Below are 15,647 nucleotides of genomic sequence, written 5' to 3'. Positions count from 1 at the left end.
CGAAACCATCAGGCTGTCGTCATATCTTCATTCGACAGCGTCCCTGTCTGTCGCTAAGGCCCGGCAGACGCGCATAGACGAAGGAGTCCGACATGCGGATCGCAGTTCTCGGCGGCGACGGGTTCGTGGGCTGGCCCACCTCGCTGCACCTGTCCAACCTGGGCCACGAGGTCCATATCGTGGACAACCTGTCCCGCCGCTGGATCGACACCGAGCTTGGCGTGCAGTCGCTGACGCCCATGGATTCCATTCAGGAACGCTGCCGGATCTGGAAGCAGGAAAGCGGCAACGTCATCCATTTCCACCTGCTGAACCTCGCCAAGGACTACGAGCGGCTGAAGCAGTGGCTGTCGGACCACAAGCCCGACGCGGTGATCCACTTCGCCGAACAGCGCGCCGCGCCCTATTCGATGAAGACCGACCGCCACAAGGTCTACACCGTCGACAACAACGTCAGCGCCACGCACAATCTGCTGGCGGCGCTGGTGGAAACCGGCATCGATGCGCATCTGATCCATCTGGGGACGATGGGCGTCTATGGCTATTCCTCGGTCGGCGCGCCGATCCCGGAAGGCTATCTCGACATCGAGATCGACACGCCCTCGGGCAAGAAGCCGCAGCAGATCCTGTATCCGACGCGGCCCGGCTCGGTCTATCACATGACCAAGAGCCTCGATCAGATCCTGTTCCAGTTCTATGCCCAGAACGACGGGCTGCGGATCACCGACCTGCATCAGGGGATCGTCTGGGGCACCCATACCGACCAGACCCGCCGGCACGAGCAGCTCATCAACCGCTTCGACTATGACGGCGATTACGGCACGGTGCTGAACCGCTTCCTTATTCAGGCGGCGATCGGCTATCCGCTGACGGTCCACGGCACCGGCGGCCAGACCCGCGCCTTCATCCACATCCAGGATTCGGTGCGTTGCGTGGAACTGGCGCTCGGCGATGCGCCAGAGGCGGGCGAGCGGGTCAAGATCTTCAACCAGATGACCGAGACGCACCGCGTCCGCGATCTGGCGGAGATGGTCGCGAAGCTGGCGGGCGGGAAGGTCGCCTATCTGCCCAACCCGCGGAAAGAGGCCGACGAGAACGACCTGATCGTGAAGAACGACCAGTTCCTCGCCCTCGGCCTGAACCCGATCACGCTTCAGGAAGGGCTGCTGGCCGAGGTGGTGGACGTGGCGAAGAAATACGCCCACCGCATCGACCGCACGCGCGTGCCCGCCGTATCGGCCTGGACCAAGGACATTGCCCGCCGGGTCGAGCATGACCCCGAAGGCAAGCGGCTCAAGTCCGTCTCGTGACGCTGCCGCAGGGCTTGTCGGCGGACCGCCCCGCGCGGTCCGACCGGGCCTTCGTGACGCTGGTGACGAATGCCGATTACGCGCTGGGGGCGCGGGCGCTGGTGCGTTCCATCGTCCTGTCGGGCACGGATGCCGACATCTGCGTGCTGCACACGGACGTGGCCGAAGCCGACCTCGCGCCCCTGTCGGCCCTCGGGGCGCGGCTGGTCCGCTGCGATCTGCTGCCGACCAGTCCCGAGTTCAACGCCGCCCATGCCCGAGACGCGCTGCACGGGCGGGCGGCTTTCACCAAGGGCGAGAAGCCGCCCTTCCACACCCCGCTCGACAACTTCGCCAAGCTGCGGCTGTGGCAACTGGATTACGAGCGGGTGGTGTTCATCGACGCCGACGCGCTGGTGCTTCAGAACATCGACAAGCTGTTCGACTATCCCCAGTTCTGCGCCGCGCCGAACGTCTATGAAAGCCTTGCCGATTTCCACCGGATGAATTCCGGCGTCTTCACCGCCCGCCCCTCGCAGGCGACGTATCAAGACATGCTGACAAAGCTGGACGTGCCCGGCGTGTTCTGGCGGCGCACCGACCAGACATTCCTTGAACACTACTTCCCCGACTGGCACGGCCTGCCGGTGTTCTGCAACATGCTGCAATATGTCTGGTTCGCCATGCCGGAACTCTGGCGCTGGCAGGATGTCAAAGTGCTGCATTTCCAGTATGAAAAGCCGTGGCAGGACCATGCCAAGGCCGGGAAGCTGCGCCCGCTGATCGACCTCTGGCGCGCCTATGCGGACGGCGCGGACATCCCCGACAGCCGCACCCTGCCCGACCCGCGATGAAGATCGCCCTGACCGGCGCATCCGGCCTCGTCGGCCGCTTCATCGCCCGCGCGCTGGCCGGGGCGGGGCACGAAATCGCCCCCCTGCCCGGCTGGCGGCTCGGCCGGCCCGCCGCGCTGGAGGGGTGCGAGGCGCTGATCCACGCCGCCTTCTCCCACGCCCCCGGCAGATATCGCGACGGCGAGGGCAACAACCCGGACGGCTTCACCGCCGCCAATCTCGACGGCTCGGTCCGGCTGTTCCACGACGCGCAGCAGGCGGGCCTCCGCGCGGTTGTCTTCCTCTCCTCCCGCGCCGTCTATGACAGCCTGCCCGCCGGAACGCCCCTGCCCGACGGCACCCCGCCGGGTCCGGCCAGCCTTTACGGCAAGGTCAAGGCGCAGGCCGAGCAGGCGCTGTTCGCGATGGAAACCCCCGATTTCGCCCCCGCCAGCATCCGCGCCACCGGCATCTACGGCCCCGGCGAGGGCCACAAGTGGCGCGGGCTGTTCGACGATTACCTCTCGGGCCGCCCGGTCGCGCCGCGTGTGGGCACGGAACTGCATGGGGACGATCTGGCCGCCGCCATCCTGCTGATCCTCGACTCGGACGGACGCGGCGCGTTCAACGCCTCGGATCTCGTGCTGGACCGGCGCGACCTGCTGGCCGAGGTGGCGCGGCTGACCGGCTGCGGCCACCCGCTGCCGGACCGCGCCGATGCGTCAGCCGTGTCCGTCATGTCCTGCGCGCGGCTCCACGCCCTCGGCTGGCGCCCCGGCGGGATGGAGCGGCTGCGCGCCGACCTGCCCGCCATGCTCGCCTGACCCGCCATCCGCCGCGCGGCGTCAAGCGGCGCATGAGATGGAACCATCCGCTCAACTTATGATTGATCTTCATCAAGTTGCGATAGCTGGCGGGTTTTCCTAACCTGCCGCGCCCGATCATCCGGGCAGAAGAACACGGACGACGACATGACCAGCCAGACCGACATCTCCACCGCCCCCGAACCGCAGAAAGCCCGCCCGCATGAGCCGCGCTACGCGATCTATGCGATGCCCGAAGGGGATTTCGCGGCGGCGGGGGCGCGTTGGCTCGGCTGGGACGTCGTCAGCGGCAGGCTGCTGGAACAGCCGGGCTACCCCGACCTGCCCCGCCCGCTGCCGGAACTGACCACCCGCCCGCAGCGCTACGGCTTTCACGCCACCATCAAGGCGCCGATGAGGCTTGCTAAGGGCGCGAGCCACGGTGACCTGCTGGCCGCGCTGAAGGACAGCTGCGCCCGCCTCGCCCCGGTCGAGATCGACCTGACGCTCAGCGAGCCCGGCCAGTTTCTGCATTTCCGCCCGGCCCGGAACACCGCCGCACTGTCCGACCTCGCCGCGGCCATCGTCCGCGACCTCGACCATCTGCGCCGCCCGCTGACCGAGCAGGAGATCACCCGCCGCAACCCCGGCGCGCTGACCCCGCGCCAGCAGGAGATGCTGGCCCGGTTCGGCTATCCTTACGTGCTGGACGAGTTCCGGCTGCACCTGACCCTGTCGGACCCGCTGCCCGCCGAGGATCACGCCGCCGTGCGGGGCGCGGCCGAGCGGCATTTCGCGGGCAAGGTTCCTTCCCCTTGGCGCATCGACCGCATGTGGCTGCTGGAAGAGGACGCCGCCGGTTTCTTTCACCTGCGCGACTGCGTGCCCCTGAAGGGCTGACGGGGCCTGAAACGTCCCCGCCCCTATGCGCCGCGTCAGTCCCGCAGCGCGTTCGCAATCGCCTCGCCGGTGGCCGAGGTCAGCGTCTTGGGCACTTCCTTGACGATCTTCTGCTCCAGCATCTTGTGGTAATGCTTGCGCATCACCCCAAGCGTGCTGGGATCGGCGATCACCGCAAGCTCCTCGATCTTGTTCTGCAGCACCATCTGGTTCAGCTTCTCGACCACCTGCTTGGCGAAGGTCGCCTCGTCCTCGTCGCGCGGCGTGGTCTCCTCGGGCTGGCGGCCCTGGCTTTCGTCCTGCAGATGCGCCGGCGCCATGCGGTCCTGCTCCTCAAGCTCGATCCCGTGCCTGGCGACGTTGCGGAACAGCACGGCCTGATGGCCATCGGCGACGACGACAAGCGCATTTTGGGCAAGCATGATCTGTCCTTTCTCATGTTGTTGCCCGGAAAACGCCGGGTGACGGGCGGGGTTCCGTCATGCGGTGATCCGGCGCGAGGGGGCCGGCGGGTTTGACGGCCGCGGCCGCCTGCGCCACAAGCGGACAGACGGCACGAGGGGCGCATGATGGAAGACCGGCAGACACGGCTGAAGCGGCTGCGCATCCGCAGCTGGCGGCGCGGCACGAAAGAGATGGACCTGATCCTCGGCCCCTACGCCGATCAGCGCATGACCGAGCTGTCCGATCCCGCGCTGGACCTGCACGAGCGGCTGCTGGATCAGGACGATCACGATCTTTACGGCTGGATCACCGCCCGCACGAGGGGAGAGGCGGCCGGGCCGCCCGATCTGGACGCGGCTTTGGCCGATGTGGCCCGGTTCGCGGGACGTTCCGGGAAACCGGGCGGCGCTTAACCGAATCTTGGGGCTTTCCGGGTCATGTTGCAGGGACAACAGCACGGATACCGCGATGAACCGATTTGCCCTGATCCAGCGCGACGACCGGCCGGCACAGGCGTCCGCCCCGGCGTCGCAGGCCGGCCGCTACCTCGACACGCTGCAGATCCTCGACCGGATGCACCGGCTGATGCTGGATCTGGTCAAGGATGAATTCGAACGGCTGGGCCGGGTGGACCTGACCCCGGTGCAGGGGCTGCTGCTCTACAATCTCGGCGGGGCCGAGGTGTCGGCGGGCGAGCTGCGCTCGCGCGGCATGTATCAGGGCTCGAACGTCAGCTACAATCTCAAGAAGCTGGTGCAGATGGGCTATGTCCACCACCAGCGCTGCGAACAGGACCGCCGCTCGGTGCGCGTCCGGCTGTCCGGCACGGGCACCGAGGTGCGCGACATCGTCGCCGCCCTGTTCGCCCGCCACGCCGACGGGCTGGAAGCCTCGGGCGTGCTGGACGATCCGCCGCTGGATCAGGTGAACCGGCAGTGGCGGCGGATCGAACGGTTCTGGACCGAACAGATCCGCTATATCTACTGACGGCGGCGCGGCCTCAGGTCGTAACGTCGGGCCGGTCCTTGCCGGTATGCTCGCGGATCTGCGCCAGCGCCTCGGCGGCGGCGATCACCGGCGCCAGCGCCTCGGTCGGGTCGAGATCGTGGTCGGCGCCCGGCGCGGCGTGACGTTCCAGATAGACCCGCAGCGTGGCCCCTTCGGTGCCCGTGCCGGACAGGCGGAACACGACGCGGCTGTCCTCGGTGAACAGCACCCGGACGCCCTGCTGCCTCGAAACCGAGCCATCCACCGGATCGACATAGGCGAAGTCATCCGCCTGCGCGACGGTCAGCCCGGCGAGGTCCTGCCCCGGCAGCGCATCCAGCATCCCGCGCAGCCGGTCCATCAGCGCGTTCGCCCGTTCGGACGGAACCGCCTCGTAGTCGTGGCGGCTGTAATAGTCGCGCCCGAACCGCGCCCAGTGCGCCCCCATGATCGCGGCGACGGATTCGCGCCGCGCGGCGAGGATGTTCAGCCACAGCAGCACCGCCCACAGCCCGTCCTTTTCCCGCACATGGTCCGAGCCGGTGCCGGCGCTTTCCTCGCCGCAGATCGTGACGCGGCCGGCATCCAACAGGTTGCCGAAGAACTTCCAGCCGGTCGGGGTCTCGAACGCCTCGATCCCCAGCGCCTGCGCCACCCGGTCGGCGGCGCGGCTGGTCGGCATGGACCGGGCGACGCCCGCGAGGCCCTTCGCATAGCCCGGCGCGAGCGTGGCATTCGCCGCCAGCACGGCGAGGCTGTCGGACGGGGTGACATAGACCCCGCGGCCAAGGATCATGTTGCGGTCGCCATCGCCATCCGAGGCGGCGGCGAAATCCGGCGCGTCCACGCCCATCATCAGATCGACCAGGGGCCTCGCCCAGACCGGGTTCGGATCGGGATGGCCGCCGCCGAAATCGGGCAGCGGCACGCCGTTCAGCACCGTTCCGGGCGCCGCGCCGAGCCGCCGTTCGAGAATTTCATGCGCATAGGGGCCGGTCACGGCGTGCATCGCGTCGAAGCGCATCGTGAAACCGCCCGCGAACATCGCCCGGACCCGGTCGAAGTCGAACAGCCGCTCCATCAGCGCGGCATAGGCGGCGACCGGGTCCACGACCTCCACCGCCATCCCGCCCAGCGTGACTTCGCCCGGTGCGGTCAGGTCCACGTCCTGCGCGTCCAGCATCCGGTAGCCGTCGATCCGCTGCGAACGGGCGAAGATCGCGTCGGTCACGGATTCGGGTGCGGGGCCGCCGTTCGGGCCGTTGAACTTCATGCCGAAATCCTCGTCCTCGCCGCCGGGATTATGGCTCGCCGACAGCACGATGCCCCCGTCCGCCCCCCGCTCGCGGATCAGGTTCGAGGCGGCGGGCGTGGACAGGATCGCTCCCTGCCCCACGATCACCCGCGCGGCCCCGTTCGCCGCCGCCATCCGCAGGATCACCTGCGCCGCGCGGTGGTTGAAATACCGCCCGTCGCCGCCCAGAACCAGCGTTTTGCCGTCCACCCCGCCGATCGCGTCGAAGATCGATTGCGTAAAGTTTTCGACATAATGCGGCTGCATGAAGACGCGGGTCTTCTTGCGCAGGCCCGAGGTGCCGGGCTTCTGCCCCTCGATCGGGGACGTCGGGACGGTGTGGATACGGTCGGACATCGGCAGCTCCTTGCAGGCGGTCGAAGGGCGGCGGTCCGGCACCCCGGATTCGCACCGCCTGCTTAGCTCAGGCCTCGCCGATGCGACAGGTCCGGCGGGCCGGAACAATGCCACCGGGCGGGCGTTCGCCTTATCGCTACGGGCCTGCTTCCATGGGCTTCGTCAGAGTTCTTGCGGCGGGAATCGTGTATATGTTCGGACAGAGGGATGCGGGGGCGCAGGCCATTTTCGGCATCGGACCAAACGGCATCCGGACGACCATGGCCGCAAGCGACCTGCCGCAGCCGATCCGTTTCGACGTCTGGACCGGCCGCTCGCTGTTCGAGGCGGGGCGCGAACTGGCGCGCACCGACCACCCCTCGGTCTCGGGCGAATCGCGGCGGCTGATCGGCCGGCTTCAGAGCAACCAGCAGGCGATCCGCGACAACTACCTGATCACCGTCGCGTCGGCCGAGGCGGGCGAGGACGTGACCCCGGCCGCCGAATGGCTGATCGACAATCACCACATGGTCGAGGAGAACCTGCGCCAGCTTCTGGACGGGTTCAACCGCCGCTTCCTGCGCCGCCTGCCTCGCCAGCCGCTGTCGCAGGGCGGCTCGGCGCCGCGGGCGATGGTGATCGCGTGGTATTACGTCGCGCTCACCAACTCGGAAATCTCGCCCGAATCGCTGACCGAGTTCCTGCGCGGCTACCAGACCGAGACCACCCTGAACATCGCCGAGCTTTGGGCGGTGCCGACCTTTCTGCGCTATGTGCTGATCGAGAACCTGCGCCGCGTGGCCGACCGCGTGGGCGTGGCCCGGCAGCGGCGGCGCAACGCCAACGAGCTTGCGGACGAGCTGACCGCGCTGGAAGGCGGCGACCAGATCCGCGGCGCGCTGGAACGCGACGTCGCCCTTCTGCGCGACGACACCGTGGCGGCGCAGCTGCTCTATCGGATGCGCGACGCCGGCTCGAACGGGCAGGTCGCGTTGCAGACGATCGACCGGCTGCTCGGCACGCCCGGCGCCGCCGGCCGCGCGGTCGAGGCGGAATACGCCCGCCAGTCCACCAGCAACGTCACGGTCGGCAACATCATGCGCAGCCTGCGCCGGATGGGCGACGTGGACTGGCTGGACTGGTTCGAGGGGGTCAGCCTCGTCGATGCGCTGCTGGCCAAGGACAGCGAATTCGCCCAGCTCGACCAGCCGACCCGCACCACCTATCGCGACACGATCGAGCGGATTTCCCGCCGCTCGGCCCTGACCGAGATGCAGGTGGCCGAACGCGCGCTGGAGGCTGCGAGCCTGCGCGCCGCCGAAGGCGCGCCGGTCGAGGTCGGCCATCTGCTGGTCGGCGCCCGGCGCCGGGCCTTCGCGCAAAGCTGCGGCTACCGCCCGAACTGGCGCGAGCGGATCGGACGCGCGATGGGCTCGACCGGCGTCGCGGGGCTTGTGATCACGCTTGCCGCGCTTACCGCGCTGCTGGTCTGGGTGGCGGCGCTTGCCCTGCCGGACCGGGGGCTCGGTCCCTGGGCGCTCGGCCTTCTGCTGCTGTCGGCGACGCTGGTCGCGTCGGAAACGGCGATGCGGCTGATGGGCTTCCTGACCTCGCGGATCGTCCCGCCGCGGCGGCTGCCGGCGCTGGATTTCCGCGCGGGCGTGCCCGAACAGGCCCGCACGCTGGTCGTCATTCCCGGCATGCTCAGCAGCACCGACGCGGTGGACGAACTGGCGCAGATGCTGGAATCGCACTACCTCGCGAATCCCTTGGGCGCGGTCGGCTTCGCCCTGCTGACCGACTGGCGCGATTCCCCGACCGAGACCGAGGCGGACGATCAGGAACTGCTGGACCACGCCATCGACCGGATCGAGGAACTGGCCGACCGTTACGGACATGGCGGCGTGCGCCGCTTCTTCCTGCTCCACCGGCGGCGGCTGTGGAACCCGGCCGAGGGCGTCTGGATGGGCTGGGAACGCAAGCGCGGCAAGCTGGAGGAGCTGAACGCCCTGTTGCGCGGCGAAACGGTCACGACCTTCCTTCCCACCGGCCCGACCCCGCCCGAAGGGGTGCGCTATGTCGTGACGCTGGACAGCGACACCCGCCTGCCCCGTGACGCCGTCTCGACCCTCGCCGGCAAGATGGCGCATCCGGTGAACCGCCCCGTTCACGACGAGGACGGCCTCGTCGTCAGCGGTCACGGGATCATGCAGCCGCGCGTCACCCCGTCGCTGACCACCGGGGCCGAGGCGTCGGTGTTCCAGCGGGTGTTTTCGGTCAACCGGGGCCTCGACCCTTACGTGTTCACCGTTTCGGACCTCTATCAGGACCTGTTCGACGTCGGCAGCTTCACCGGCAAGGGCATCTACGATGTGGACGCCTTCCAGCGGGCCGGCGCGGGGCGGATGCCTGAAAACGCCGTCCTCAGCCACGACCTGCTCGAGGGAAGCCTCGCCCGCGCCGCGCTCGTCACCGATGTCGAGGTGGTCGAGGATTTCCCCCTGCGCTACGCGACCGAGGCGAGCCGCCAGCACCGCTGGATTCGGGGCGACTGGCAGCTTCTGCCGTTCATCGTGAACCCGCGAAACGGGCTGGACGGCCTCGCCCGGTTCAAGATGGTGGACAACCTGCGCCGCAGCCTCGTGGCGCCGGGCTTCGTGCTGGCCTCGCTCACCGGCTGGCTGACGCTGCACGGCGCATGGCCGCTGCTGTGGCAGGCGATGCTGATCCTGCTGCTGGCGCTGGTCGCGATCCTGCAGATCGACCTGAGCGTGATCACGCGCCCGCATGGCAGTTCGGCGGGCTATCACCTGCGGCAGATGCTGCGCGACGCCCGCAACTACCTGACCGAGCTTGGGCTGAACCTCACCACCATCGCCCACCGCGCGGCGCGGTCGCTGGACGCGATCGGGCGCACGCTGGCGCGGCTGGTCACGCGCAGGCACCTGCTGGAATGGACCCCCGCGCGGGAAGCCGGGCGCGGCCCCGCGGTGCTGGGCAATTCCTATCGCGCGATGTGGGCCTCGGTCGCGATCGGCGTGCTGGCGCTGGTCGCGACGGCCCTCGTCAATCCCGTCGCGCTGCCGGTCGCGCTGGCGCTCGGCGGGCTGTGGATCGCCGCGCCGTGGATCATGCATCTCGCCTCGCGCCCGCTGGAGACGCGGGACCGCCTGCAACTGAGCCCCGAGGGCGTGGCGGAGCTGCGCCGCATCGGCCGCCTGACCTGGCGCTACTTCGACGAATTCGTCGGTCCGGGCACCAATCACCTGCCGCCCGACAACTTCCAGGAAACGCCGCAGCCGAAACTGGCCGAGCGGACCTCGCCCACCAATATCGGGCTTTACCTGATGTCGGCGATGTCGGCCCATGATCTTGGCTGGATCGGGGTCGAGAACGCGCTGCGCCGCATCGACGCAACGCTGTCCACGATGGAGCGGATGCCCCGCTTCAAGGGGCATTTCTTCAACTGGTATGACACCCGCACGCTGGCCGTGCTGCCCCACCCCTATGTCTCGTCGGTGGACAGCGGCAACCTGGCGGGCGCGCTCATCGCGCTTGCCTCGGGGCTGCGCGACTGGGCGGGTCAGGCGGCGGCGGTGCGCCAGCCGCGGCTGCGCGGCATCGCCGACACGCTGGGCGTGCTGCGCTCCCGCGTCGAGGGGCTGCCCGCGCCGCGCCGCGCCGTGCGCGAACTGCGCCGCACCCTCGATACCGCCATCGCGAGCTTTGCGGTCGCCCTTGGGCAGATGATGGCGGGCAGCGGCGGGGGCAGTCACGGCCACGGCCAGCTGCGCGCGCTGGCCGCCGACATCGACCGGCTGGCCGCCGATCTCGACGGCTCGCTGCTGCTGGGCGAAGGGGCCGAGGTCGCCCATTGGGCCCGCGCCTTGGCGCGACACTGCGACGACGTGCTGGAGCGCCAGCCCGAAGGGCGCGAGGCGCTGGAAGCCTTTGCCCTGCGGGTCCAGCTGATGGCCGAGCGGGCGCGGATGCTGGCGTTCCAGATGGATTTCGCCATGCTGGTCGATCCCGACAAGATGCTGCTTTCGGTCGGCTACCGCCCCGATGCCGAGCAGCTGGACGATTCCTGCTACGACCTGCTCGCCTCCGAAGCGCGGCTGACCTCGTTCCTGGCCGTCGCCAAGGGCGATCTGCGGCAGGAGCACTGGCGCCGGCTGGGGCGGCCCTTCGCCAATATCGGCAACGACGCGGCCCTGCTGTCGTGGTCGGGCTGCATGTTCGAATATCTGATGCCGCCGCTGCTGCTGAAGGAACGGCAGGGCGGCATCCTCGACCATTCCAACCGGATGGCGGTCGATGTCCAGATCGACTGGGGCCGGGCGCGCGGCCTGCCCTGGGGGGTTTCCGAAAGCGCCTTCAACGCCCGCGACCGCGACATGAACTACCAGTATTACGCCTTTGGGGTGCCCGCGCTGGCGCTGAAGCGGCCCGGCAACGATCAGGTGGTGGCGCCCTACGCCTCGATCATGGCGGCCCAGATCCGCCCGCAGGCGGCGCTGCGCAACCTCGCCGGGCTGCGCGCGCTTGGCGCCGAGGGGCCGCGCGGGTTCTACGACGCGGTGGACTTCACCCGCTCGCGCCTGCGCGACGGGGCCAATCATTCGATCGTCCGCAACGTCATGGCCCACCACCACGGCATGTCGATCCTGGCCATCGCCAACGCGGTGCTGGACGGCATCCACCGCGACCGCTTCCACAACGACCCCGTGGTCCGCGCGTCCGAGCTGATGCTGCAGGAGAAATCCCCCCGCGACATCGTGCCGGTGACGCGCTCGCCCTCGCGCGCGCATGTCGGGCTAGGCAGCGGCATCTCGACCGGCGACACCCTGACCGTGGTGGACAATCCCGCCGCCGCCGAACGCGAGGTCGGGCTGATGTCGAACGGCAGGTTCTCGACGCTGATCTCCTCGACCGGCGCGGGGCGGTCGATGCTGGGCGATTTCGCGGTGAACCGCTGGTCGCCCGACCCGACCCGCGACGACGGCGGCATCTACATCATGATGCGCGACGCCAAGTCGAACGAATGGTGGTCGGCCAGCGCCGCCCCCTGCTCGGGCCCGAACGAGCGCGCCTCGGCCATCTTCTCGGACCACAAGGCCGAGTTCTTCAAGACCGCCAACGCGATCGAAAGCCGGCTGGAGGTCACCGCCGCGACCGAGGCCGACGCCGACGGCCGCCGCCTGACCCTGCGCAACCGCTCGGGCAGCGACCGCACGATCGAGATCACCTCCTATGGCGAGATCGTGCTGGACGCCCCGGCCGCGGACCGGGCGCATCCGGCCTTCTCCAAGATGTTCGTGGAAACCGAGATCCGCGACGGCGGCGCGCTGATCGTGGCGCAGCGCAAGCCGCGCGATCCCAAGGGCCAGGCGCGCTACTTTGCCCATCTGATCGCCGATTCCACGAGCGCCGGGATGCCCCCGACCGAGGCGGAGACCGACCGCCGCAACTTCATCGGCCGCGGGCGCAGCCTCGCCGATCCCGTCGCCTTCGATCCCGGCGCGGCGCTGCGGGGCGGACAGGGTCACACGCTCGACCCCTGTTTCGCCATTCGCCGCCGTGTGCGTGTGCCGGCGGGCAAGACCGTGTCGCTGACCTTCTGGACGCTGGTCGCCGACAGCGCCGAAAGGCGCGACCGGCTGGCGGCGCATTACGTCCGCTCCTCGGTCTTCGACAACGAGCTGCGCTTGGCTTGGACCTATTCGCAGGTGCAGCTGCGCCACCTCGGCGTCTCGCTGGAGGACGCGCGGCTTTTCCGCCGCTTCGCCGCGCTGCTGATCTGGCCCGACATGCGCCTTGCGCTGGAAGGCGGCGCCGACGGTCGCATGGGGCCGCAATCGGCGCTGTGGCCGCTGGGGATTTCCGGCGACGACCCGATCCTGCTGATCCGCATCGACAACGAGGGCGACCTGCCGATCGTCCGACAGGCGCTGCGGATGCACCAGTTCCTGCGCGCGCGCGGCGTTTCCCACGATGTCGTGGTGCTGAACGAACGCGCCAGCAGCTATATCCAGGACCTGCAGCACCAGTTGAAATCGCTGATCGACGCGGCCGAGCCGCAGCGCGACGGCCCGTGCTACCTTCACGCCGTGCGGCGCGACCAGATCTCGGACGAATCGTTCCAGACCCTGCTCGCCGCGGCCCGGATCGTCCTGCATACCCGCAACGGTCGCCTGGCCGAGCAGATCGAGCGGCTGTCCGACACCGTGGCCCCTGTCCCCGACCTGCGGCCGGCGCCCCGGCGGGACCAGCCGCGCGACCCGCGGCCGGTCCCGCCCTCGCAATCGCAGCTGGACTACTGGAACGGCTATGGCGGCTTCGCCCCCGGCGGGCGCGAATACGTCGTGCGCACCACCCGAAACCGCCCGACCCCGCAGCCATGGATCAACGTGATCGCGCGGGACGGCTTCGGCTTCCACGTCTCGGCCGAGGGCGCGCCCTATAGCTGGGCGGTCAACTCGCGCGATTTCCAGATTTCGCCCTGGTCGAACGATCCGCTGGTGAACCGCCCCGGCGAAGGGCTTTGGGTCTATGACCGCGATTCCGGGCGCATCGCCTCGCCGTTCCTCGCGCTGGCCGAGGATGACGGCGCCGTCTACGAGGCCGCGCACGGGCTGGGCTATTCCCGATTCACCGCCGATCACGGCTGGGTCGCGCTCGAAGCGGTGATGACGCTGGCCGAAGATCAACCCGCCCGCCTGACCCGCCTGACGGTCCACAACCGCACCGACCGGCGCCTTCGCCTGCGCGGCGCGGCCTTCGTGGAACTGGTGCTGGGCAACGACCGCGCCCGCAGCGCCCCGATGATCCGCGCCCGCTTCGACGAGATCGCCAACGCTCTGACCGCGCGCAACCCGTTCTCGGCCGATTTCGCCGACCGCATCGTCGCGCTGTCCTGCGACCGGCCGATCGACGCTGTCTCCGCGTCGCGCGCGGGTTTCCTGGGCCGCGGCGGGTCGATGAGGCGCCCGGCGGGGCTGGACCGCTGGCCTCCGGCGCGGCCCGAGGGTGAACTCGGGACCGAGGGCGATCCCGGCGCCGCGATTCGCTGGACGCTCGACATCGAGCCCGGCCAGTCGGCCGCGACGACCGTGATCCTCGCGGAAGGCACCGCCGAGACGCTGCCGGACACCCTGCGCGCCACCCGCGCGCCCGGCGCCGCGGCGCGCGGCCTTGCGGCGGCCGAGGCCGAATGGGGCGACCTGCTGGGCAGCCTGCAGGTGGAAACGCCCGATCCGAAGCTGGACCTGATGGTCAATGCCTGGCTTCCCTATCAGTCGCTCGGCTGCCGCATCCGGGCGCGGACCGGGTTCTACCAGGCCTCGGGCGCTTTCGGCTTCCGCGACCAGTTGCAGGATACGGCGGCGATGCTGCTGCAGGACCCCTCGCTCTGCCGCAAGCAACTGCTGAACGCGGCCTCGCGCCAGTTCGTCGAAGGCGACGTGCAGCATTGGTGGCTGCCCCGCTCGGGCGCGGGGGTGCGGACGATGATCTCGGACGACGTGGTGTGGCTTGGCCACATCACCGCGCAATACATCGCGGCGACGGGCGATACCGGCCTGCTCGACGAGCCGGTGGAATTCATCGCGGGTCCCGAGCTTGCGCCGGGTCAGCACGATCTGTTCCTGACCCCGCAGCCTTCGGGCGAGATCGCGCCGTTCTACGAGCATTGCGCGCGGGCGCTGGACCTTGCCGTGGCCCGCACGGGCGAGCGGGGCCTGCCGCTGATTCTCGGCGGCGACTGGAACGACGGAATGAACCGCGTGGGCGAGGAAGGGCGCGGCGAAAGCGTGTGGCTGGGCTGGTTCCTCTGTGCGACGATCGACGCCTTCGCACCGCTGGCCCGCGCACGGGGCGACGACGCACGAGCCGACGCCTGGGCGGCGCACCGCACCTCCGTCGCCGCGGCACTGGACCGCGCGGGCTGGGACGGTGCCTGGTATCGGCGCGGTTATTTCGACGACGGCACCCCGCTCGGCTCCGCCGAAAGCGAGGAATGCCGCATCGATTCGATCGCGCAAAGCTGGGCGCTGCTCTCGGGCGCGGGCCGCCCCGATCGCGCCGCCACCGCGGTCAATGCCGCGCTCGACCAGCTGTTCGACCGGGATGCCGGGCTGATGCGGCTGTTCACCCCGCCCTTCGCCCGCTCGGATGTCGAACCGGGCTATATCAAGGCCTATCCGGCGGGAGTGCGCGAGAACGGCGGTCAATACACCCATGCGGCGATGTGGATGGTCTATGCGCTCGGCCGCAGCGGCGACGGCCAGCGCGCCCACCGGCTGTTCGACGCCATCAACCCGATCTCGCATTCCGCCGACCCGCGATCGGCCGACGGCTACCGGGTCGAGCCCTACGTCGCCGTCGCCGACATCTACGCCGGACGCGACAAGCTCGGCCGTGGCGGATGGACCTGGTATACCGGGTCCGCCGGCTGGATGTACCGCGCGGCGGTCGAGGGCATCCTCGGCATCCAGCGCCGGGCGGGCGGCTTCACCATCGACCCGAACCTGCCCCCGGACTGGCCCGGCTTCACCGCAACGCTGCGTCTCGCCGGACGCGAATACCATCTGGCGGTCCGCCAGGAACGCGCAGGAGCGCCCATCGTGGAAGTCGATGGCGAACCCGTCGTGCCGGGCAAGCTGGTGAGGGCTGGCGGAGGGCTGGCCCGGAAGGAGCCTCCGCCGGCGCTGGAAACCATCCTGTCCTCGGGTGATGATCCCGAGTAGCTTTCGGACGGCTT

General features: G+C 69.5%; 9 protein-coding genes. 7 read left to right on the top strand and 2 right to left on the bottom strand.

Annotated elements, in window-relative coordinates:
• The first annotated feature begins 92 nt into the window (after nt 1-92).
• From KTN05_RS08995 to KTN05_RS08980, 4 genes are all read left to right on the top strand, one after another.
• Nucleotides 93-1,310, top strand: coding sequence for an NAD-dependent epimerase/dehydratase family protein (locus KTN05_RS08995; RefSeq protein WP_217329057.1), 1,218 nt, complete (start codon nt 93-95; stop codon nt 1,308-1,310).
• Between the two features lie 2 nt (nt 1,311-1,312).
• Nucleotides 1,313-2,143 (top strand): glycosyltransferase, encoded by an 831-nt coding sequence (locus KTN05_RS08990; RefSeq protein WP_217329117.1) that lies wholly within the window; start codon nt 1,313-1,315, stop codon nt 2,141-2,143.
• Nucleotides 2,140-2,946 (top strand): NAD(P)-dependent oxidoreductase, encoded by an 807-nt coding sequence (locus KTN05_RS08985; RefSeq protein ID WP_217329056.1) that lies wholly within the window; start codon nt 2,140-2,142, stop codon nt 2,944-2,946. Before KTN05_RS08990 ends, KTN05_RS08985 begins: the two co-directional genes overlap by 4 nt.
• A gap of 147 nt (nt 2,947-3,093) precedes the next feature.
• The gene (locus KTN05_RS08980; RefSeq protein ID WP_217329055.1) at nt 3,094-3,825 is read left to right on the top strand and encodes a DUF1045 domain-containing protein; all 732 of its coding nucleotides are present in this window, start codon (nt 3,094-3,096) and stop codon (nt 3,823-3,825) included.
• 35 nt (nt 3,826-3,860) lie between these two features.
• Here the strand turns inward: KTN05_RS08980 and KTN05_RS08975 are convergent, their stop codons facing one another.
• Nucleotides 3,861-4,247 carry a host attachment family protein gene (locus tag KTN05_RS08975; protein WP_217329054.1) on the bottom strand — a complete coding sequence of 129 codons (387 nt, stop codon included), beginning with the start codon at nt 4,245-4,247 and terminating at the stop codon, nt 3,861-3,863.
• Nucleotides 4,248-4,394: 147 nt separating this feature from the next.
• Between KTN05_RS08975 and KTN05_RS08970 the strand changes: the two genes are divergently transcribed.
• Complete coding sequence (locus KTN05_RS08970) at nt 4,395-4,682, top strand: succinate dehydrogenase assembly factor 2 (RefSeq protein WP_217329053.1); 288 nt, start codon at nt 4,395-4,397, stop codon at nt 4,680-4,682.
• 160 nt (nt 4,683-4,842) lie between these two features.
• Entirely contained in the window at nt 4,843-5,256 is a 414-nt protein-coding gene (locus tag KTN05_RS08965; RefSeq protein WP_371823319.1) for a MarR family winged helix-turn-helix transcriptional regulator, read from the top strand.
• A 13-nt stretch (nt 5,257-5,269) separates the two neighbouring features.
• Here KTN05_RS08965 and KTN05_RS08960 read toward each other — a convergent pair whose 3' ends face one another.
• Nucleotides 5,270-6,907 (bottom strand): alpha-D-glucose phosphate-specific phosphoglucomutase, encoded by a 1,638-nt coding sequence (locus KTN05_RS08960; protein ID WP_217329051.1) that lies wholly within the window; start codon nt 6,905-6,907, stop codon nt 5,270-5,272.
• 260 nt (nt 6,908-7,167) lie between these two features.
• On the opposite strand from KTN05_RS08960, the gene KTN05_RS08955 reads away from it, so the two are divergent.
• Nucleotides 7,168-15,633, top strand: a complete 8,466-nt coding sequence (locus KTN05_RS08955; RefSeq protein ID WP_217329050.1) for a GH36-type glycosyl hydrolase domain-containing protein — start codon at nt 7,168-7,170, stop codon at nt 15,631-15,633.
• Nucleotides 15,634-15,647 lie beyond the last annotated feature (14 nt).

It is taken from the genome of Paracoccus sp. Z118 (genome assembly GCF_019061185.1).
In the GTDB taxonomy this organism is placed as follows: Bacteria; Pseudomonadota; Alphaproteobacteria; order Rhodobacterales; family Rhodobacteraceae; genus Paracoccus.
This window is presented reverse-complemented; position numbering and strand designations above follow the sequence as displayed.

Coding starts and splice junctions, on each gene's coding strand:
- KTN05_RS08995 (WP_217329057.1), top strand. CDS start 93: ATGCGGATCGCAGTTCTCGGCGGCGACGGGTTCGTGGGCTGGCCCACC.
- KTN05_RS08985 (WP_217329056.1), top strand. CDS start 2,140: ATGAAGATCGCCCTGACCGGCGCATCCGGCCTCGTCGGCCGCTTCATC.
- KTN05_RS08980 (WP_217329055.1), top strand. CDS start 3,094: ATGACCAGCCAGACCGACATCTCCACCGCCCCCGAACCGCAGAAAGCC.
- KTN05_RS08975 (WP_217329054.1), bottom strand. CDS start 4,247: ATGCTTGCCCAAAATGCGCTTGTCGTCGTCGCCGATGGCCATCAGGCC.
- KTN05_RS08970 (WP_217329053.1), top strand. CDS start 4,395: ATGGAAGACCGGCAGACACGGCTGAAGCGGCTGCGCATCCGCAGCTGG.
- KTN05_RS08965 (WP_371823319.1), top strand. CDS start 4,843: ATGCACCGGCTGATGCTGGATCTGGTCAAGGATGAATTCGAACGGCTG.
- KTN05_RS08960 (WP_217329051.1), bottom strand. CDS start 6,907: ATGTCCGACCGTATCCACACCGTCCCGACGTCCCCGATCGAGGGGCAG.
- KTN05_RS08955 (WP_217329050.1), top strand. CDS start 7,168: ATGGCCGCAAGCGACCTGCCGCAGCCGATCCGTTTCGACGTCTGGACC.